The sequence below is a fragment of the Paraburkholderia tagetis genome, assembly GCF_022213065.1.
GTDB classification, from domain to species: domain Bacteria; phylum Pseudomonadota; class Gammaproteobacteria; order Burkholderiales; family Burkholderiaceae; genus Paraburkholderia; species Paraburkholderia tagetis.
On record NZ_JAKLJA010000075.1, the window covers coordinates 1 to 20664 of the forward strand.

16 protein-coding genes and 3 pseudogenes are annotated in these 20664 nt (G+C 63.7%); 5 read left to right on the forward strand and 14 right to left on the reverse strand.

All coding sequences use genetic code 11. From position 1 onward, the window contains the following. Positions 1 to 122: 122 nt before the first annotated feature. From L5014_RS36850 to L5014_RS36875, 6 genes and pseudogenes are all read right to left on the reverse strand, one after another. A pseudogene (locus L5014_RS36850) lies at positions 123 to 428 on the reverse strand (radical SAM protein); the annotation flags it as partial. 1 nt (position 429) lies between these two features. Further along, positions 430 to 711, reverse strand: a complete 282-nt coding sequence (gene pqqD / locus L5014_RS36855) for a pyrroloquinoline quinone biosynthesis peptide chaperone PqqD (protein WP_238468803.1) — start codon at positions 709 to 711, stop codon at positions 430 to 432. After that, on the reverse strand, positions 708 to 1427 hold the full coding sequence (gene pqqC, locus L5014_RS36860; RefSeq protein ID WP_238468804.1) for a pyrroloquinoline-quinone synthase PqqC: 720 nt from the start codon (positions 1425 to 1427) through the stop codon (positions 708 to 710). Before pqqC ends, pqqD begins: the two co-directional genes overlap by 4 nt. Before the next feature lie 2 nt (positions 1428 to 1429). Continuing rightward, complete coding sequence (gene pqqB / locus L5014_RS36865) at positions 1430 to 2353, reverse strand: pyrroloquinoline quinone biosynthesis protein PqqB (RefSeq protein ID WP_238468805.1); 924 nt, start codon at positions 2351 to 2353, stop codon at positions 1430 to 1432. 66 nt (positions 2354 to 2419) lie between these two features. Then, the gene (gene pqqA, locus L5014_RS36870; RefSeq protein WP_006485436.1) at positions 2420 to 2494 is read right to left on the reverse strand and encodes a pyrroloquinoline quinone precursor peptide PqqA; all 75 of its coding nucleotides are present in this window, start codon (positions 2492 to 2494) and stop codon (positions 2420 to 2422) included. A gap of 345 nt (positions 2495 to 2839) precedes the next feature. Next, positions 2840 to 4825 (reverse strand): sigma-54-dependent Fis family transcriptional regulator, encoded by a 1986-nt coding sequence (locus tag L5014_RS36875; RefSeq protein ID WP_238468806.1) that lies wholly within the window; start codon positions 4823 to 4825, stop codon positions 2840 to 2842. Positions 4826 to 5130: 305 nt separating this feature from the next. Here L5014_RS36875 and L5014_RS36880 point away from each other — a divergent pair, with 305 nt between their 5' ends. Next, entirely contained in the window at positions 5131 to 6201 is a 1071-nt protein-coding gene (locus L5014_RS36880; protein ID WP_238468807.1) for an alpha/beta fold hydrolase, read from the forward strand. Here the strand turns inward: L5014_RS36880 and L5014_RS36885 are convergent. Beyond that, positions 6131 to 8461: a TonB-dependent receptor gene (locus tag L5014_RS36885; protein ID WP_238468808.1), complete on the reverse strand. Its 2331-nt coding sequence runs from the start codon at positions 8459 to 8461 to the stop codon at positions 6131 to 6133. The genes L5014_RS36880 and L5014_RS36885 overlap by 71 nt on opposite strands. Positions 8462 to 8886: 425 nt before the next feature. Here L5014_RS36885 and L5014_RS36890 point away from each other — a divergent pair, with 425 nt between their 5' ends. The 4 genes and pseudogenes from L5014_RS36890 to L5014_RS38920 form a co-directional block, all read left to right on the forward strand. After that, complete coding sequence (locus L5014_RS36890; RefSeq protein WP_238468809.1) at positions 8887 to 10614, forward strand: methanol/ethanol family PQQ-dependent dehydrogenase; 1728 nt, start codon at positions 8887 to 8889, stop codon at positions 10612 to 10614. A 108-nt stretch (positions 10615 to 10722) separates the two neighbouring features. Then, positions 10723 to 12009: a c-type cytochrome gene (locus L5014_RS36895; protein ID WP_238468810.1), complete on the forward strand. Its 1287-nt coding sequence runs from the start codon at positions 10723 to 10725 to the stop codon at positions 12007 to 12009. 350 nt (positions 12010 to 12359) lie between these two features. Next, positions 12360 to 12557 carry a hypothetical protein gene (locus L5014_RS36900; RefSeq protein ID WP_238468811.1) on the forward strand — a complete coding sequence of 66 codons (198 nt, stop codon included), beginning with the start codon at positions 12360 to 12362 and terminating at the stop codon, positions 12555 to 12557. Between the two features lie 13 nt (positions 12558 to 12570). Continuing rightward, positions 12571 to 12753 (forward strand): annotated as a pseudogene (locus L5014_RS38920) (NAD(P)/FAD-dependent oxidoreductase); the annotation flags it as partial. On the opposite strand, the gene L5014_RS39130 reads toward L5014_RS38920, so the two are convergent. The 7 genes and pseudogenes from L5014_RS39130 to L5014_RS36935 form a co-directional block, all read right to left on the reverse strand. Further along, the gene (locus tag L5014_RS39130) at positions 12665 to 13510 is read right to left on the reverse strand and encodes an SET domain-containing protein-lysine N-methyltransferase (RefSeq protein WP_420800200.1); all 846 of its coding nucleotides are present in this window, start codon (positions 13508 to 13510) and stop codon (positions 12665 to 12667) included. The pseudogene L5014_RS38920 and the gene L5014_RS39130 overlap by 89 nt on opposite strands. 173 nt (positions 13511 to 13683) lie before the next feature. After that, positions 13684 to 15666, reverse strand: coding sequence for an acetate--CoA ligase (gene acs / locus L5014_RS36910; protein ID WP_238468812.1), 1983 nt, complete (start codon positions 15664 to 15666; stop codon positions 13684 to 13686). A gap of 271 nt (positions 15667 to 15937) precedes the next feature. After that, on the reverse strand, positions 15938 to 17464 hold the full coding sequence (gene exaC / locus L5014_RS36915) for an acetaldehyde dehydrogenase ExaC (protein ID WP_238468813.1): 1527 nt from the start codon (positions 17462 to 17464) through the stop codon (positions 15938 to 15940). A 295-nt stretch (positions 17465 to 17759) separates the two neighbouring features. Continuing rightward, positions 17760 to 17906, reverse strand: a pseudogene (locus L5014_RS36920) (nucleoside monophosphate kinase); the annotation flags it as partial. 111 nt (positions 17907 to 18017) lie between these two features. After that, entirely contained in the window at positions 18018 to 19142 is a 1125-nt protein-coding gene (locus L5014_RS36925; RefSeq protein ID WP_238468814.1) for a porin, read from the reverse strand. 318 nt (positions 19143 to 19460) lie between these two features. Beyond that, the gene (locus L5014_RS36930) at positions 19461 to 20138 is read right to left on the reverse strand and encodes a cbb3-type cytochrome c oxidase subunit I (protein ID WP_238468815.1); all 678 of its coding nucleotides are present in this window, start codon (positions 20136 to 20138) and stop codon (positions 19461 to 19463) included. A 9-nt stretch (positions 20139 to 20147) separates the two neighbouring features. Beyond that, positions 20148 to 20462, reverse strand: coding sequence for a high-potential iron-sulfur protein (locus L5014_RS36935; RefSeq protein WP_238468816.1), 315 nt, complete (start codon positions 20460 to 20462; stop codon positions 20148 to 20150). Positions 20463 to 20664 lie beyond the last annotated feature (202 nt).

Consider the following 20664-nt stretch of genomic DNA (forward strand, 5'->3'; position numbering starts at 1 on the left):
CGATTCGTGCAGGCGTGCTCAACCGCATGGCGGCACTTGCACGCCCGCGGTCCGTTCGTACCGCCTGAGGTCGAAAACATGGAGGCCGCTTCGTCCTTATGCTCGATTTATGCAACAACGCCACGCGCCGCGGTCAAGCCGATGCCCGAGGTGATCAGGTTCGTGTAAAAGCCGATTGCGCGCGCATGCTCGACGAGCGCCTCCAGATCGTCGCGCTGCAGCGGCTCGCCGCCGGAGAAACCGATCTGCGCCGCACCGAGTTCGCGCGCGGCGCTGATGACCTCGATCCAGGTGTCTGTGTCGAGTTCCGCACCGTGTCGTGCATAGTCGACCGGGTTGTAGCAGAAAGCACAGTGCAGCGGACACCGATACGTCAACTCGGCAAGCAGCCACAGGGGCGCAGAAGGATGGGAATGATCGCGTGCCATGTCAGTCGAGCCAGCCGCGCTGTCGCGCGTGATCGAGAAAACGGTAGACGTCGGGCGCAAGCTCTGCGGTGCCGAACAGCTGCTCGAGCTCCCGGATGATGTCATCGAGCTCGTGCGCTCCGTCGCAGCGCGCGAGTATTTCGCCGGCGCTCGTATTGAGCTTCACCATCCCTTCCGGATAGAGCAGCACGTAGGCGTCCTGCGCCACCTCCCACTGCAGCCGATAGATGCGCCTCAGGTGGGGGCGCAGCGGTACGCCGCTGTCTTCATGGTGCGTGTTCATAGGGGCCAGGCCTTTTCGACCGCATCGAGGATCGACCAGAGAATATCGAGCTTGAACTGCAGGATTTCGAGCGCGCGCCGCTGCGCCTCGGGCGTACGGAAGTGGTTCAGCGTCACTTCGAGGCCGTGTTCGACATCGCGCTGGGCGAGCGGGACTCGACTGCGGAAATAGCGCAGCCCGTCCGGCTCGATCCACGGGTAATGCGACGGCCAGCCAGCGAGGCGATCGAGATGGATCTGTGGCGCGAACATCTCCGTGAGCGACGAGCACACCGCTTCTTGCCACGGCGCGCGGCGCGCGAAGTTCACGTAGGCGTCCACTGCGAAGCGGACTGAGGGCAGCACGAGCGATTGTGCCCACATCGTCGCGGGATCGATGCCCACCGCTTCGCCCAGGCGCACCCACGCATCGATCCCGCCCTCGCCGTCCGCCTGACCGTCGTGGTCGACGAGCCGCTGGATCCAGCGCCGGCGTGTGGGCCGGTCCGGGCAGTTCGACAGGATCGCCGCATCCTTGAGCGGGATGTTGATCTGATAGTAAAACCGGTTCGCCACCCAGCCCCGGATCTGTTCGCGCGAGCACTTGCCGCTATTGAGCCGCTGGTTGAACGGGTGATGGATGTGATAGCGCGACTCCAGCGCGCGCAGGCGCGCCTCGAACTGCGCGGGCGTCCACGGCGCGTCGTGCAACGCCTGTGTGGGGAGCTGTGTGTTCATCTTCATACCTGAAACACCATGCCGTCGTGGGCGACGTCGATGCCGCGTGCGCGCAGTTGCGCGTGCTCGTCGGAATGCGGGTCGAGAATCGGATTGGTGTTGTTGATGTGTGTAAGAACCTTGCGCGTACCGCGCGGCAACGCATCGAGCCAGTCCATCATGCCGCGGCGTCCGCCTTCGCCGCATTGCGCCAGATGCCCCATGTCGTCCGCATGCTTCGTGGAGATACCCAGATCGATCATCTCGGTCGCTGTCCAGAACGTGCCGTCCACGAGCACGAGATCGGCGCCGCACATCGCGGCATGCACGTCGCCGTGCATTTTCGCGAGGCCCGGCGCGTAGAAGGCCCGCGTGCCTTTTATGCGATCTTCGATCAGGAGGGCGATATTCGTTCCTTCGACGTCACCCTGGCGAAATGGGGAGTAAGGGGGCGCCTTGCCGTCCACGGCCAGTGCCGTAAAGCGCACACCGTCGCACGCGGGAATCGTAAAGGACTTGCCGGGGACGATAGCATGCGTTCGCACTCCACAGTAATGACCGAGTAGCGGAACGATCGGCAAGCCTGTCGACAGATCCTCGAGCACAGGCGCGCATGCATAAAGCGGCAGCGGCGTGGTGCGCTCGCGCAGCATCAGCAGCCCGGTCACATGGTCGATCTGCGCATCGCTCAGCACGACTGCCGCGATACCGCTGTCGCGCATCGCGCGCGCGGGCTGGAGGTCAGGATGCGCGCGCAACTGCGAGAGCAGGTCCGGCGACGCGTTGACGAGAATCCAGTCGACGTCGTTGTCGCTGACCGCAATCGACGATTGCGTGCGTGGCAGTAAATCGTCGCGGCGAAGGCGCGCGCGACGGCAGTTCGCGCAGTTGCAGTTCCATTGCGGCAGGCCGCCGCCCGCGCCCGAACCCAGTATCTTGATCTTCATGGTCGTTGCTTCCGGGCGCCGCCCGCAACGCCGTTCGGGCGCTGCGGGCGGCGGGCCCCAGCCCGCTTAGCGATTGGCAATATACATCGTGATTTCAAAGCCGAAACGCAGGTCGGTGTACGACGGGGTGGTCCATTGCATGGCATCTCTCCTTGTTTGCGATGGGTTCGCGATTGGATGGCAGAACCGCACTTGATGCGCGGCCGGTTCCTTCAAAGCAAGGTGCATGCCGATGTCGATACGCGCAGCGCGCAAGCCGCGCGAACGGGGCTTCGCGCAATCGCCGACAAGACCATTTTCGTTTTGCCGGCGCAAGCGAGCCGAACGCGTCACGACTGCACGCGTTCGGGACATGCGCAGTGTTGATTTTTGGAACATCGGTGCTGCAGGATGCAACACCAGTGGGACAGCTCGCTCGCGAATCTGCGTGACGAGCACGGTGGAGGGTTTGGCAGCGCGAGCGCCGCGCCGCTCAGGCCAACTGCTTCAGAAGTCGTCCACGGCGCGGCCCGGCTCGACAGCAGGCATCTTGCGATAGATCGTGTTGCGCGACACACCCAGCTCGCGCGCGGCAGCCGAAACGTTGCCGCCGTGCCGTGCGAGCGCAGCGGCAATCACCGATACCGTCACGTCCTGCAAGCGCCCGCTCTCCGGCAGGCATGCGTCCGGCGCAGCGGGCGCATCCACTGCGGCACTTTGCGAAGCGCCGCAGCGCAGGTCATCGAAAAAGTCGTCGGGCAGATGCTCGCGCCGAATCTCCCCGTCAGCATCGACCATGGCCGCCGCCGTGCGCAGCAGGTTGCCGAGCTGCCGGAAATTGCCCGGCCACGGACAGCGCTCGAACATCGCCATGACATCCGGCGCGACGCTGAGCGGCTGCGGGTTCCCGGCAGCGATCGATTCGCGCTGCAGCATCTTCTGGATCACAACCGCAAGGTCGGTACGGTCGCGCAGCCGTGGCAGCCGCACCACGAGGCCATTGAGCCGGTAATAGAGGTCCTCGCGAAAGCGGCTTTGCGCGATCATCTCGCGCAAATCGCGGTGTGTCGCACAGATGATCGCGATATCCACCTGAATGCTTTTCGTCGAGCCGAGCGGGTTGACGATGCGCTCCTGCAGCACGCGCAGCAGCCGCACCTGCAGCGGATAGGGCATGTCGCCGATCTCGTCCAGAAACAGCGTGCCGCCGTTCGCCTGCAGCAGCTTGCCGATGGCGCCCTTGCGCCGCGCCCCGGTGAACGCGCCCTCCTCGTAGCCGAACAGCTCCGATTCGATCAGCGTTTCGGGGATCGAGGCGCAGTTGACCGCCACGAACGGTGCGGCGTGGCGCGGCGAATCGTTGTGGATCGCCTGCGCGAGAAGCTCCTTGCCCGTGCCGGTCTCGCCGTTGATCAGGATGGGAATGTCCTTGCCGATCACCCTGCGCACCTTCGCAATGACTGCGGCGACCTGCGGATCGCCGGTGTCCAGATAGTTCAGGCGCGAGAGCCCTACAGCCGATGGCGGCGGACTCTGGCACGCCATTGAGCGTGCACCGTCGTGCACTGTCACCGGGCGGCTGCCCTCTGCAAGTGACGCGCGCCTGAACTGGACGCGCGCGCACACGACAGCGCCGCTGCTCAGGTTGAGCATCAGATGCGGTTCGAGGCCCACGCGCATGCAGTCGATCAACTGCGCGCTCGTGGTCTGGAATAGCGACGAAAGCGTATGCGCGCGCAGCGCTGCGAGCGACATGCCGAGCTGGAACTGGGCGCTGCGGTTGGCCGACAGAAAGCGGCCGTCGCACGTGAACGCCACGATGCCCTCCATCAGCGTGCCGAGAAACTCAGGACGGCTATGGAAAGAGAGCTGCAACGTCTCCTGAAAGGTTGTCGTAAAAAGATGATTCTCGATCATCTGCACCGACATCTTCGCGAATGCCATCGTGTGCTGGTGATAGCTCCGGTAGTCGCCCGTGACGTCGAGCACCCCAATGACGTCACCATAGGGATCGAGAATCGGCACGCTCGAGCAGGTCAGGAAGCGGTTTGCCGCCAGATAGTGCTGGTCGCCGTGCACGACCATCGCGCAACGCTCGGCCAGCGCGGTACCGATCGCGTTCGTCCCCTGGCGGTCTTCGGCCCAGTTCGCGCCGGGCCGCAACGCCACTTTCTCCGCGCGCGCGAGGAAGTCGTCGTCGCCAATCGAATGCAGGATCAGACCTTCGGCATTGGTCAGCACAATCATGCTTTGCGTGTTGACGATCTGCTCGTGCAGCGTTTCCATCACCGGCATCGCGTGCGCATACAGCACGCGATTCTGCTCGCGCTTGAGCTCGAGCCCCGCACTCGAGAGAATTTCGTAATCCGGGCGAGCCGACGCACGGAGACCAAACGTCTCGGAGCGCTCATGCGCTTTCTGGATTGCAGGCGCGGGCCAGCCATTGGACAGCACGGCCGTCCGAGCGGCGGCCGGAAAATCGTCATCGTGCATTGTCTCCTCCACGAGAGCCTGGTACCTTGCCAGACTTTTCGTTATCCTTTTAAGCAAGCTCCGGGCCATCCACTCATTGGCGCGGCTCAGGCAGGGCGCACCCAATACGTGCACGACGCGCAGCAGGTCATATCAGCGCCATCCGCGCTGGCGTCCCGCGTTCGCAGGCCTGACGGTGTATTACCGCAAACGCGCCAGGATGCGATATGCGGACTCACCCCGATTTGTACCGACTCGTACACAGCGCGATTCTTGCTTGGTTGAGCGCTCTTCTCCACTACGCGCTCGTGGCGAGCGGCACATTCATGAACAGACGTATTCCCGGCTGCCCATCTTCGCGCGCCCCGTTGCGCCACCTGCGCCTGCATAGAGAGGGGCATTCAATCGCATACACAGTTGCCGGTGAGAGCGCGGCGCAGACTGTCGTCGTGCTGCACGGCGGCCCGGGCAGCGCAAGTCAGCCCGGCATGCTGGCCTTGTTTGATCTGACGAAAACGCAGGTCGTGCTCGTCGATCAACGTGGCGCGGGCGCGTCCTCTCCTCGCGGCGGGTTGCGCGGCAACCGCACGGACCGCCTCGTCGAAGACCTCGAAGCGGTTCGCCGGGTGCTCGGCATCGCGCGCTGGGGTGTCATCGGCGGTTCATGGGGCGCCGCCCTTGCGCTCGCTTATGCAGGACGACATCCCGCGAGTGTGCTGGGCGTCGTGCTGCGCGGCCTCTTCCTGACCTCGCGGCATGAAGTCCGGCGCCTGTTCGTCACGTCGCGCCGCAAAGCGCCACGCGCCTGGCGGCGCCTGTGCGCTGCAGCCGGATGCACCCGCCCGAGCACGCTGCTGGCTTGCTGTGCGCGGCGACTGCAGCCTGGCGCGGCCTACGCGCGGCAACGCGAAGTCGCGCTTGCGTGGCGCGCATACGAAGACACGCTACTCGCCTCGTCGCGGCCCGGCCGCTCATCGGTGTTGCAGCCACGCCGTGTGAAGGCGCCGAAGGCCGTGCGCGCGCTCATCGCCAGGTACCGGATCCAGGCGCACTACTTGTTGCGCGACTGCTGGCTCGGCGAGCGCCGCTTGCTCGCCCTCGCACGCCACGCCGAAACTGCAGGAGTGCCGATCCATGCCGTTCACGGCCTGCGCGATCCCGTGTGCCCGGTCCGCAACGTCGAGCGTCTCGCAAAGGCGGCGCCCACCGCACGCATGGTGCGTGTTTCCGGCGGGCATCTCACCAGCGATCCGGCACTGAAGCACGGTGTCGTGCAGGCAGTGCGGGCCATGCTCGCCAGCGTAGCCAGCGAGAACATCGCCACGCTCAGTCCCACGCGTAGTGCAGTCCAACCCAGACCCCGCGCGGCGCACCCGGTCCGACGAACTGCTCGTTGACCGGATTCGCACCGTCGAACGAATGGCCGGGACCGTTGAAAAAGTTCTGGCCAAGCACGCCGAAGCTCGCGTAGCGCTTGTCGAACAGGTTCGTCACGTTCGCGTAGACCTCCAGCCGCTTCGTGATCCGGTAGCGCGTGTCGAGATCGACCAGTACATAGCCCGCGATCTTGCCGTTGACGTCCGCGTTATTTTCGTCACCCTGTGCATAGACACCGCTGCGCCAGGTCACGTTTGTGCCGATCGTCCACTTCGCCGTCGCCGCATAGTCAAGCCGCAGCTTGAGGGTCTGCGCCGGTATGCCGGGAATGTGATTGCCCGGGCGGACCGTTACCACGCCATTCGCGTTAGCCGCTGAATTCGCCGGACTCTGCTCGGTCCAGGTGGACCGGTAGGTCGCGTCGACATAGCTGTAATTCAGGCCGATACCAAGCGGGCCGGCTTGCGTATGCCCCGCGAGTTCGACGCCCTGGCGCCGCGTCTTGCCGACGTTCTGGAAGTAGCCCTGCGTGCTGCCGGCCTCGCTGACGAATTCGATGTCGTTGGACAGCGTCGTGCTGTAGAGCGCGGCGCTCCAGCTCGTGGCCTGCCCAATGCGGCCGCGCGCGCCAGCCTCGAACGTCCTGGACACGACCGGCTGCAGCGCCGGGTCCGCAACGAAATCGTTGGGCAACGAGCACGGTGCGGCAGGATCGGCACACGCGAGCTCGATCGCCGTAGGCGCGCGCATGCCCTCGTTGTAGGTCGCGTACAGCGTGAGTGCGGGTGCAGGATTCCAGTTGATACCCACCGCCGGATTGAAGCGCGAGAAGGTGTGATAGCCGTCGAGCAGCGGCTGCGTGCCGCTTTCGTCGCCGATCTGTGCGCTCGACCAGTCGTAACGGCCCGACAGCGTGAGCGTCCATTGCGGGCTCAGCGAAAGCGTCTCGTTCAGCCAGACGCCGTAGTTGGCATTGCGCGTTTTCGCATCGGTCTGCTGGGTGTAATCGCCAATGCCAATCGTTGCGCGATCCGGCGTGAAGTACGCGTCCTGCGACGATGCTGTGTAGTGCGAATTGGCGAAGTCGGCGGCCACGCCCGCGACCAGTTGGCTCGCGATGCCGCCCAGCTTGCCCAGCAGCGTGAGCTGCAGGCTCGCGCCGTAGCTGTCGGTGCTCACGACCGAATCCTCGTTGGTGCCCTGCAGCGTGTCGACGTTGCCGTTTTCGTCGACCGAGCCGTAGTCGGTGTTGTTGTTGCTGCTGACGTTCTCGTTGCGCAGGTGGCGGTAATAAGCGTTGCCGCTCAGCTCGACGCTGTCGCTGAAGAAGTGGTCGCCCGAAAGTGTCAGGTAGCCGACGCTATTGCGGTTCAGGTCCGGAAAGGTATAGGCCTGCCTCGGGTTGTCCAGAAACGAGCGGGGAATGGTCTGGCTGCCATACAGCGAGTTGTCCGCGCCGCCGCCGGAAACGGACAGCGTTGTGTCGTCGTCGGTGTAGCGCAGCTTGCCGAACGCCTGCCGGACGCGGCTCGCGTCGTGATCGGCCCAGCCGTTGTCGTTCGAGACATTCGCGTTCGCATAGTAGTCGAGATGCGGCCCGAGCGTGCCGCCCTGCTCGATCTGCGCGGTTTTCCTGCCCCACGATCCACCGGAGACGTCGGCGTCGCCGCCGGGGCTCGTGCGGCCGTTCTTCGTCGTGATCGCAATCGCGCCGCCCAGTGTGTTCAGACCGTATGCCGGATTCGAGCCGGGAATCAGCTGGACTCTGTCGATCGCCTCAACAGGAATCAGATCCCAGTTCACGACGTCACCGAAAGGCTCGTTTACGCGTACGCCGTCGACGAACACCGACAGGCCTTCCGGCGTGCCGAGCAGCGGCGATGCGGTGAAGCCGCGATAGTTGAGGTTCATCTGATATGGATTGCCCTGGGCATCCGCGACCGAGACACTCGCCAGGTTTGCTGCAAAGAAGTCGGTCAATGTCTCGCGGTGTTGTGCGGCGATGTCTTCGGCGCGAACCGTCTGCACGTTTGCGGGCACCTTGGGGAGCGGTGTGCCGATGCCGAGCAGCGGTGTCGTTCCAACGACGACGATCGCGGGCAGCACGGGCGGCGTCGCTGGCGCGGCCGCAAGCGGCGCGCCGGAGGCGGCAGCGCCGCTTGCAGCGTTGTCTGGCGCGGCCGTCTGCGCCGCCGCGCCAGCGCAAACCGTCCCGATTGTCAGGCCGGCGCACAGCATCGCGCCGGCGCGCCGCCGGCTGCGCGGGCTTGGGTTCTTCATGCGTGTCTTCAACTTCAGTCTCCATCCGGTGTGCGGATTTATATGCGGCTTATGTGCGGGCCCAGTCCCGTTCACATCGGTCCAATCGATGCACGCGCAAGCGGCTGCTCTGCGAGGAGCGTGCCAGCACGCTCACACCGCTCGACCTCGGACCTGCCAGCCGGCACGTGGGCAATGCGACCCGGTGCCGCTGCCCGTCAACTGTCCTTTTTCTCAACACCGCACCGCCCGCGTTGTACCTGGATGCAACACCTGGAGCACCGCGCGTTCATCACAACTCGCCTCGCATTGCAGGCGCGCGCGCCCGCAGCCGCGCTCTCGCAAATGGCATGCGACTTGCAGTAAGGACACCGCAACCGGATCGGCACTGAACCAAGGGCTGCACCTCTACCGGCACTGCATCGACAAAGACTCAGGAGACGACTATGAAGAAACGTTCGGCTGCCGCAAGCCGGCTGGCTGTCTATGGGGCGAGCACCGCCATCGCGATGACGCTGAATGTGGCTCCGGTGGCTGCCGCCCCGGACTATCCCGCCGTGACCTACGAGCGCCTCTCCCACGCGCAGAGCGATCCGGGCTGGCTCACCTACTACCGGACCTATAGTGGCCAGTCACATTCGCCTCTCAAGCAGATCGATGCCTCGAACGTCGCTAGGCTCAAGCAAGCGTGGAGCTATCAGTTCCCCGCGGATCTCAAGCAAGGCTTCGAAGCTACGCCGATCGTCAACGGCGACTATCTTTTCGTCAGCACGCCGAAAGATAACGTCTACGCATTCGATGCGAAAACCGGTACTCAACTCTGGAAGTACGAGCCGAAGCTCGGCCCGGAATCGTTCAAGACCGCGTGCTGCGACGTGGTGAATCGCGGTGTCGCGCTGTATGGAAAAAACGTTTACGTGGCCATGCTGAGCGGCGAAGTGGCCGCGATCGACGCGCAGACCGGCAATCTGGTCTGGAAGAAGCAGATGTTCGAACCGGGCCTCGGCTACGCGTTCTCGCTTGCGCCGCTCGCGCTCGACGGATCGATTGTCGTGGGCACGTCGGGCGGCGAATACGGGATCCGTGGCTATATTGCCGCCCTCAACCCCGACGACGGTTCGATTCTGTGGAAGCGCTACACGATCCCCAATGCGGGTGACAAGGGCAGCGATACGTGGCCCGACGGCATGCAGGAACATGGCGGCGGGGCGGCGTGGCTGACCGGCACCTACGACGCCGCGACGCGCACGCTGTACTGGGGCGTGGGCAACCCTGGCCCGTGGCTGGCCGCGCTGCGTCCCGGCGACAATCTGTACTCCGATTCGCTGCTTGCGCTCAATCCGAAGAACGGCGACCTGAAGTGGCACTACCAGTACACGCGTAACGACACGTGGGACTATGACGGCGTCAACACGCCGATCCTTGCCAACATCAGTTACAAGGGCAAGGAGTATGACGCCATCATTCACGCCGACCGCAACGGCTTCTTTCACGCGATCGATCGCAAGACCGGCAAGCTGATCTATGCCGAGGCGTTCGTCAAGACGGAATCCGTCACGGGCTATACGAAGGACGGTCAGCCGATTGCCGACGCCAGCAAGTATCCGAAGGCCGGCACGACGATCGAAACCTGCCCGAGTTTCCTGGGCGGCAAGAACTGGTGGTCAGTGTCGTATGACCCGAGCCGTCATATCGCCGTGGTGCCGACCCTGCACGCCTGTATGAGCCTGTCGGGCAAGTCGGTGAGCTACATGGAAGGTTTGCCGTATCTCGGCGAAGGCTTCGAGATCAAGCCGGAACCGGGTAGCGAGGGTTACGGTGAACTGCAGGCGATCGACGTGAATACCGGCAAAAAACTCTGGAGTCACTGGACCAGCATGCCATGGAATGGCGGCGTGGCTACCACGTCGAGCGGTCTGGCCTTCAGTGGTTCGCTCGACGGCCATCTGTATGCGTTCGACACCGCAACCGGCAAGATCCTCTGGACCAGTCCGCAACTGGCGAGCGGCATCATCGCGCAACCTTCCGTCTTCGAAGTCGACGGCAAGGAATACGTAGCAGTTCTGGCTGGCTATGGCGGCGCCAATCCGATCTGGGGCGGCCCGATGGCCGACGTTGCGAAGGATGTTCCGCGCGGCGGCACGCTCTATGTGTTCGCGCTCGATCACAGCTAAGCCCCGCACAGCCCCCGCATTGCCTTGACATCGGCAATTTGCCTCTCGCCGCGCCCGCACGCAGCCGATGCGGGCGGGCGGTTTCCGCCATCACTGGAACGCACCACCATGAACATTCGACTCACTCACGTTGCTCTGGCCGCCATGCTCGCGGCTGGCGCCGTTCAGTCACCCGCGCAGGCGGCGTCCAGCGTGCGCGTATGCACATTGCCCGGCAGTCCGTCCGCCGAACTGGACACGTCCGTTGCACGCGCTGTGCTGGGCACCGCCGGCATCGCCGCGACATTTGCCAAACACGGCATCGACGACGACGGCGGCGACGACGGCATCTCCGCTCATGAGCTCGCACAATCGCTGCAGCGCGACTGCGATGTGATCGCGGGCTTTCCGCGTTCGAGCGTTGCCGACGGCACCGGCTCGCACCTGCTCTTCTCGCAAGGCTATCTGCATTCCGGCTATGTGAGCGTCACGCTGTGCGACGCGCATGCGGCACATACCAGCGTCGCACCGGCCGGCGGCAAGATCACCATTGCCGCAACATGGTCGAGCCCGTCGCAATTGATCGCGGTCCAGCAGAAGAACGCGCGCTTCGATCTCGAGAACACCTCCGAGCTGACTGTAGACGCGCTCGCCAAAGGCCGCGCCCAGCGCGCGATCGTCTGGTATCCGGCCGTGGTCGCGTACCGGCAGGCGCACCCGCAACAGCGGTTCGACGTTGCGCTCGCCGAGTCGCCCTATGCCGACTGGAATCTCGTGTTCGCATCGGGGCCCGGCACGCAGTCGCTGCAAAAGCGCATCGACGCGGCAATCGCGCGTATGCGCAGCGATGGCCGACTCGCCGCGCTGACGCACAGCTGGACGCTGCCCGCCAACAATACAACCGGCGCGACCACCGCGGCCGCCGCGTCCACCACGCGGGTGAGCGTCGCACGCACCTCAGCGCGCTATCTCGACGGCGCGACGCAGACGTTGCCTCGCGCGGATGTATGGCAGGTGCGCGGCGTGCCGGCCGGCGGCGCCTTTATCAAGGTCGCTGCAACAACTGGCGGCGGCACGCCCTCGTTCGATCACGACCAGGTCACGCACGGCGAACATCTCTATGCCGATTCGTGCGCGAAATGCCACGGCGCCAAGCTCGAAGGGATCACGGCGCCAGCGCTGAGCGGCCCGGCATTTGCGCCCGCATCGAACTCGCATCTGACGATCGGCGGCATCTATCAGTACATGTCGACCAACATGCCCGCTGATCACCCCGGCAAGATGACGGACGAGGAATACGCCGACTTGATGGCCTTCCTCCTCTACACGAACGGGTACGAGGCTGGCAGCGCGAAGCTAACCGCGCAGGCCGCGCAAATCTCGACAACGCCGCTGAACGCCGGGCCGCGCCACTAGTACGGCGTTTCGCGCCGCTTGGTGCCGCTGCCAGAACGCGGCACCCCCATTCTTTTTCCGCCACCAATAGCCAGCGATATCGCTCGGGGCATCACAATGGCTTTTCACGATCGACTCGAGGGTAGAGACATTGCACGCAGGCGACGACCAAAACGGCCAGGTCCGAGCCGTCTTGCCCGTCACGGAATATCCAGGAAGACCCGCGTGTCAATTCGTTACGTTCGCTCACATTCGGTTATTCATATTGCAAGACGCGAGATGCGACTGTGGATGATCTGACGTTCCAGGTGACGTCCTGTGCACGACACCGTTTCGCACTCAATCCCTTCCATGCCGGAAACGAGGTCTGTATGAACACCTTCGGTCAATTGCGCACCCTGCATGCTTCGCCATCCTCCGCCCCCGAAAGCAAGGGAATTTCGCGTGAGGTCGATGCATCTCCCGTGTCCCTGTATGCGATTTTGCTTCGCTCGCCATTGATGCGAATCGCCGGCCATGTTTCGAACCGCCCCGATATCTCGAAGTCGGCGATTCTGGGATACAACTGAACCACGGCGAGTCATACACAGAATCGCTATCGTCGGCGGCGGCGCTGGCGAGCTCGAACTTGCCAGCCGGCTGGGCGACAGGCTCGACAAGAGAAAGCGAGCCCACATCACACTGGTCGACCGCTCTCCCGCGCAAGTGTGGCAGCCACTGCTTCATGAAGTTGCCGCAGACAGCCTCGAACAGCTGACTCGGGATCGAGCGCAGCGATCGCGTCCGCCAATATTCTCTCCTCACGGTTAAGCGGCAGTGGTTCACCCGTCGGCAGGAATACCCGAGCGCCTGCCTCGAATGAAATCATTGAGAGTGCGCATAGGCCCGCCTCAGTGGCTGTCGCCGGCAACCAGATCTGCTCGGAATAGCAGGCACGTCCAGGCTGACGCCACGACACAACGATACGGTTTCCGGGAAGACGCTCCAACACGCGAATTCGCGCCGGTGCGATCCGTTGTGCCTGCGTCGATCTCAAGGAAGTGACTGCGGGGACCCCGTCTGGCGCCTTGAGGTAATCGTCGCCCAACGCTATGAGCTTCGTTCCCCGACAAGAGTGCGCTCCGCAATGGCAGACAAATCGCGCACGCATTGCGGGAGTTATCGCGCCGGCAAAACCAAGGGCCTGGTCGATCGTGATCTCCCTGCCGATCCGGATTGCCCGCGCGGCCCGGATGAAGACTCGGCCTTTGCGCTCTACGGTCACACAGTTCGGGTCGCACGAATGGTTGATCCAGCGTGCCGTGTTTCCCCGGCAGTCACCGTTGATGATGCGTCCGTTACTGAGCCCCAGCAGGAACCTGTTCGTCACAGGACGCGAAAATGCTGCGTTCTGGTCCACGCACTCGCCCCTGTATTCGAGCAGGATTTCGCCAGCTCCCAGGTCCCGCCTCGCGAATACGCCGCGGCCGTGCCGCAACTCACGCACAATCACGCAAGGTGTTCGCTTCCCGTCTGCGTTCATGGATAGCCTCCATATCGGCAGGAACGAAGACGGTGCGAGTATCCCCAGCCCAGTCGGGAAAGAGGGTTACCGCAGCCCGGACCGTACCATGCCGCGATGAATCAGAAAGACCCGGCAGAAACGCCCACGCGACCGCCGGGCCGTGACACGGGTGAGGAAGGGAGAGTTCGTGCTCAAAGCGACTCGCCGAGCTGATCCAGAATCGCGGGATTTTCCAGCGTGGAGGTGTCCTGCGTGATCGCCTCGCCCTTCGCGAGCGAGCGCAAGAGGCGCCGCATGATCTTGCCCGAGCGCGTCTTCGGCAGGTTCTCGCCGAAGCGGATGTCGCGGGGCTTGGCGATCGGCCCGATCTCCTTGCCCACCCACGCGCGCAGTTCGTTGGCGAGCTTCACGGCATCCTCGCCCTGCGGACGCGTCGCCTTGAGCACCACGAAGGCCACCACGGCTTCGCCGGTGGTGTCGTCGGGGCGGCCCACCACGGCGGCTTCGGCCACGAGCGGGTTGGCCACCAGCGCCGACTCGATCTCCATCGTGCCCAGACGGTGGCCCGAGACGTTCAGCACGTCGTCGATACGGCCCATGATCGTGAAATTGCCGGTGTCCTTGTCGCGCACGCTGCCGTCGCCGGCCAGATACAGCTTGCCGCCGAGCTCCTCAGGGAAGTAGCCCGACTTGTAGCGCTCCGGTTGGCCCCAGACGTTGCGGATCATCGCGGGCCACGGGCGCTTCACGACGAGAATGCCGCCCTGCCCGTTGGGCACGTCCTGGCCGGTCTCGTCGACGATCGCCGCCATGATGCCCGGCAGCGGCAGCGTGCACGAGCCCGGCACGAGCGGCGTCGCGCCCGGCAGCGGCGTGATCATGTGGCCGCCGGTTTCGGTCTGCCACCAGGTGTCGACGATCGGGCAGCGCTTGCCGCCCACGTTCTCGTAGTACCACATCCACGCTTCGGGGTTGATCGGCTCGCCGACCGTGCCGAGAATGCGCAGCGAGGAAAGGTCATAGCTCTTCGGATGGATCTTCGCATCGGCTTCCGCGGACTTGATGAGCGAGCGGATGGCCGTGGGCGCCGTATAGAACACCGTGACCTTGTGCTTCTGGATCATCTCCCAGAAGCGGCCTGCGTTCGGATACGTGGGGATGCCCTCGAACATCACCTGCGTCGCGCCGGTCGTGAGCGGCCCGTAGGCGATATAGCTATGGCCCGTGACCCAGCCGATGTCGGCCGTGCACCAGAACACGTCGGTGGGCTTCCAGTCGAAGGTCCACTTCATGGTCTGCGCGGCCCACAGCAGGTAGCCGCCCGTGCTGTGCTGCAAGCCCTTGGGCTTGCCGGTCGAGCCCGAGGTGTAGAGGATGAAGAGCGGGTGCTCCGCGCCCACCGGCACCGGCGCGCAGGTGTCGCTCTCGGCTTGCGAGAGCTCATGCATCCAGTGATCGCGGCCTTCGGTCCAGCCGGTCTTGCCGCCCGTGCGCTGGTAGACGATCACGCTCGCGACGGCCTCGCAGCCGCCCATGGCGATGGCTTCGTCGGCGATGTTTTTCAGCGGCAGCGCCTTGCCGCCGCGCATCTGTTCGTCGGCGGTGATGAGCGCGACCGCGCCCACGTCCACCATGCGCTCGTTGAGCGACTTCGACGAGAAGCCGCCGAACACCACCGAGTGCGTCGCGCCAATGCGCGCGCAGGCCTGCATGGCCACCACGCCTTCAACCGACATCGGCATGTAGATGACCACGCGGTCGCCCTTCTTCACGCCGCGCTTCTTGAGCGCGTTGGCGAAGCGCGAGACGCGCGAGAGCAGATCCTGGTAGGTGACGTTGGTGACGGTGCCGTCATCGGCTTCGAAGATGATCGCGACGCGCTCGCCATTGCCCGCTTCCACGTGGCGGTCGAGGCTGTTGTACGAGGCGTTGAGTTCGCCGTCCTCGAACCAGGTGTAGAACGGCGCCTTCGACTCGTCGAGCACCTTCGTGAAGGGCTTTTGCCACGTCAGCGTTTCGCGCGCGAGACGTGCCCAGAAACCCTCGTAATCGCGCTCGGCTTCGGCGCACAGCGCCTTGTATGCGTCCATGCCGGACACCGTGGCGTCCGCCACCGTTTGCGCGGAAGGCGCAAACACGCGGTTTTCATGAAGAACCGATTCAATCGCAGACATGTCAATTCCGTATTATGTTTCGAGCGGCCGGCAGTCGCTTGCCTCTGCGCCACCGTCTTTTTTTGAGCAGCGAACGCTGGAAAGGCCCCTCCCGCGAGCGGGATCGCGGAGGAGAACAATCCAGAGTGTCGTTCAGTTGTGAAACATGAAGCGCGCTCGGCGACGCCGGTTTCAGGCCAACCTGCCTGAGTTGGGCTCCTGGAATCCACCGGATTGCCATATCGCGGCAGTCATCCAAAGTGCGCCCTATGACAGGCGCCGCGCTATGCCCTCAGAAAAAGCCGAGCGCCTCGGGCTGGTAACTCACCAGCAGGCACTTGGTGTGCTGATAATTCGACAACGCCATTTTGTGGGTTTCCCGGCCGATTCCCGACTGTTTGTAGCCACCGAACGCCGCATGCGCGGGATACAGGTGGTAGCAATTGGTCCACACACGGCCGGCCTCGATCTCGCGGCCCATTCTGTACGCGCGAGTGCCGTCGCGGGTCCATACTCCGGCGCCAAGCCCATAGTACGTGTCGTTCGCGATCTCGATGGCTTCCTGTTCGTCCTTGAAAGTCATGACCGAGGCAACCGGCCCAAAAATCTCTTCCTGAAACACGCACATCTTGTTGTGGCCAAACAGCATGGTCGGTTTCACGTAGAAACCGTTGCCGAGCTCGGCGCCAGGAGCCGCGCGTTCGCCGCCAGTCAGACATTGCGCGCCTTCGCCCCGCCCGATGTCGATATACGACATGATCTTGTCGAGCTGCTGCTGCGACGCCTGTGCGCCGATCATTGTATCGAGGTCCAGCGGATGTCCGATCTTGATGCGTTCGACGCGAGCAATCGCCTTCTCGATGAAACGCTCGTAAATCGACTCCTGAATCAGCACGCGTGACGGGCACGTGCAGACTTCACCCTGATTCAGGGCAAACATGGCGAGCCCCTCGAGCGCCTTGTCCAGGAACGCGTCGTCATGGTCGAGCACGTCGGCGAAGAAAATGTTCGGGCTCTTGCCGCCCAGCTCGACCGTCGACGGAATCAGATTCTCCGCCGCCGCGTGAAGGATGCGTTTGCCGACGGGCGTCGAGCCCGTGAACGCGATCTTTGCGATGCGCGTGCTGGTTGCCAGCGCTTCACCCGCTTCCCTGCCAAAGCCGTTGACGATGTTGATCACGCCCGCCGGAAACAGGTCACCGATCAGCTCGATCAGCACAAGCACTGACGCCGGCGTCTGCTCGGCGGGCTTCATCACGACGCAGCAGCCCGCCGCGAGTGCGGGCGCAAGCTTCCACGCCGCCATCAGCAGTGGAAAGTTCCAGGGAATGATCTGGCCAACGACGCCCAGCGGCTCGTGAAAATGATAGGCAACCGTGTTGTCGTCGATCTCCGAGATGCCACCCTCCTGCGCCCGGATACAACCCGCGAAATAGCGGAAATGATCGATGGCGAGCGGCAGATCTGCGGCCATCGTTTCGCGCAGCGGCTTGCCATTGTCGATCGTCTCGGCGACGGCGAGCAGCCTGAGATTCTTCTCCATCCGGTCGGCCGCCGCGAGCAGCAGGTTCGCTCGCTCGGTCACCGACGTCTTGCCCCATTTGCGGCGCGCCGCATGTGCAGCGTCGATGGCGAGATCAATATCGGCTCCGCGCGAGCGGGGCACGCTACAGAACGGCTGCCCGTTGATCGGCGACATGTTCTCGAAATAGTCTCCGTCGAGCGGTGCCACCCACTTGCCGCCGATATAGTTTTCGTACTGCTTACGATACGGATACTCGATATCAAGTCCCAGTTGCTTCAGATCAAACGGGTTCATCTGGTGTCTCCTGCTCAATAGGTGAGGTTGAAAGCGTGCTGACGGCACGCGCCATTACCCGCAAATTACGTGCCATGCGGGCATGTTCGCTCTGGTGCCGGCTTGCGGCATGAAATCCGGGGGCATGCGTGCCCGAGTGTTGCAATACGGATCACCCGGTGTCACAAACTGCGATCCTTTTGCACATCGGCACAGGGTGGCTGATCTACCGTCGCGCTCAATTCAGCGCCGCGCCAACGCAATGGCGGATTGCATCGATCGAGCTGAAACGCATGCGGTAGGTACGCCCAGACGCTGCGTGCACGCCGGGCGGCGTATCCGCCTTGACTGCGGCACGCAGTATGTCGCCCGTCGAGATCTGCGGGATGCCGAGCTTTTCCTCGATGAATGTCGCCTGCGTGCCTTTGCCGGCGCCGGGGGCGCCCAACAGAATCAAACGCATGATGAAGCTCCAGATTTCTGCGCATGGTGTAGTGAAAGCCTGGTGCACCGGCCCGAGCCGGGAATCAGCGCACCTGCACCCAAACTCCGGACGCAAGTGCTGCCGTAGCCATCAGAAGTGGTGCGCGATGCCGACGTTGACCAGCACGGTCTTCTCGCCCGGAGCGGTGCCGCCAGCGACAATCGAAGTCTTGAGACTTTCGAGCGGATCAGTGGTGCCGACCGCGCCGGCATCAACGTACGCGACCTGTGCATACACAACGGTGCGCTTCGATAACGCGTAATCGTCGCTCAGCACCAGCGAACGCGTCGTGCTGTTGTGGCTGCCACGATACGTGTTGTAGTAACCGGCCAGCTCAGCCGTATTCGCGACGCTCCACTGGTAGCTGACGCCCGGACTGATCGAACTCACGTGCGAGATGTCTGGGCCATAGACGGAGCGGTCGATCACATCGAAATAGTTGAGCTTGCCTGTTACCGGGCCAAACGATTTCGCCACGCCCACGCTCCACAGACGGCTCACGTTCTCGCCAGTCACGGAATCGGCCACCTGCTGATAAGCAGCAGACGCCGTGAACGGACCGGTATAGGTCGCGCCCAGCGAGATCTCGTTGCCCTTGTGCAGGCTGCCCGCCACTCCGCCGAACGAATACGCGGCGCCAAACCAGACGGGACCGAGCGTGTTCGAGTATTGCAGCGCATTGCCGATAAAGACACCAACGTCGTTACCGGGGTTGGTGCCGGCGCCCAGCGCATTGCCGGGTGCCGCGAGCTGGTTATAGGCCCAGGTGTACAGGTTCGACAGGTTCTCGGCGAACGCGCGCGGCTCGGTCGTAATGGCGGCCAGAATTGACGGACCGTACATCCGGCCCAACGTGACTGAACCGTACGGCGTGGTCAGCCCGACATTGGCCTGACGCCGGAAGATCTCCGACTGGTAGCCGGGCCCCATTATCATGGTGCCGTTATTGCTGGAGAAGTGCGATTCCAGATCGAACGTGGCGGCCATGCCGCCGCCGAGATCCTCATTACCCTTCAGGCCCCAGACGCTCGGATCAATGCCGCCCGTCGCGAGCTGGAACTGCGAGCCCTGCCCGGTCGCCGCACGATTCTGATAGAGCACACCGGCATCGATCGTGCCGTAGAGCGTTACCGAAGATTGCGCTGCCGCCGCGCTCGCGATCGTTGCCAGTGCCACAGCCAGCGCAATGCCTCGATAGTGTCTTGTATGCATCATGTCTCCTTGATTTTGTGATTGGATCAAGCCTGAACAGCTACGCTTCTTTTCAACCACGAACCGCCCAATGGGATCGGTGCGCGAGGGAATTTCAATGATCGTTCCAATTTTCAATATGCCATTCGTGTTCCATATTATTCGTCATACTAAGTAAAGAGACTCTTGAGTTACCGGATGCACGAAACGTCGCATCAGAGGCTCATCGAATGCCCGCTCTCGTCTCCCGGACGGGCCAAAGCGACATCGCCGTGACGATCCCTGGCCACAACTCGCCCACCCACCTGACGCAGGCGACCCCGACGAACGCGCCCGAAAGCATCATCCGGGCGATTGTTCGCCGAAGACTTCGGTTTCCGGAATACGCACCTTGCGAGCGATGTCCCTGGCGACGTCGGCGGCGTCGCCGATGGCGAAGCGCGCACCAACCAGCTCGGCGCCGAGCAGGCGCGGCACGACGCCAAGGCCGGCCAGCGAGGCCCAGCCATAAGCAACCATGTTCAGATGCACGGTGCGGATCCGCCCGAACGTGAGCCAGGCGCTCTGCGTGAGGAAGTCGGGCGAGGTCAGCTTTTGTGAGGCGATCAGGCCGGCCAGCGAACCCAGCACGAGCCAGACGATCGAGGACATCAGGAAGGCGAAGGCTGGCTGACGGCTCGAACGGTCCTGCTTAAAACGTGCTTCGCAAGCATCGGGCGCGAGGGTGTGAGGCGCGGTGCCGGTGCAGGATTCGCCCTCCGCCGCGCGCCCGACGGCCTGCAATGCCGCGAGTTGCAGCTCCGGTGCGGCGGGATCCTCGACGACGCCAACCTCGTCCGCGGCGAAGATCACCTCTGCCGCCGCGGGGCCTGCGCACATGAGCCCTCTGGTCTGGGCCCAGATGAACAGGAACAGGCCGAGCACGGAGATCAGGAATGAAAGCGCCAGAAGTGCGCCAATGGTCAATGTCATGCGGGGAATGCCGGGATTGGGAACGGGAAGTGCCAGACGAACCGGCACCAGGCGTGCTCAGGCGCGCTTTGCATAGACGTTGCACCAGCCGTCTGCGGACACGGCCTTGCCCGGGAACATCGGGCATGGGCCCGAGGTCTCGTTGGCCGCGCCGGTGTAGAAGCGGCAGTTCTCACACTTCTGGCCGGCCTGATACTTGGGAAAGTGTGCAGCGTCAACCGTGCTGGACTTGGCTCGATATCCAAGGCCCCTGGCTGCTGGGTCGTTCTCGTCGACGAGCGGCGCACCTGCCTGTGCGCGCTGCGCCACGGCGAGTGCAGCGCACAGGCCGACGGTGTGGATCATGAAAGTTCTGCGTGTTTGGGAGACCATGATGGAGTGCTCGTTAAGAAGTTGAATTCGCGAGGTGCAGCGCCGGCCCGCGTCAGTCCTGAGCCAATGCGAACACGTATAGCGTGCCGCCGCGCGGAACATCCTTCGCAACGTCGGCCATCGGGCCGCCCCAGATCGGATTGGCGCCGCCATAGCCAGCCAGAACTGCTACGTATTCCTTGCCGTCGACTTCGAAGACGGA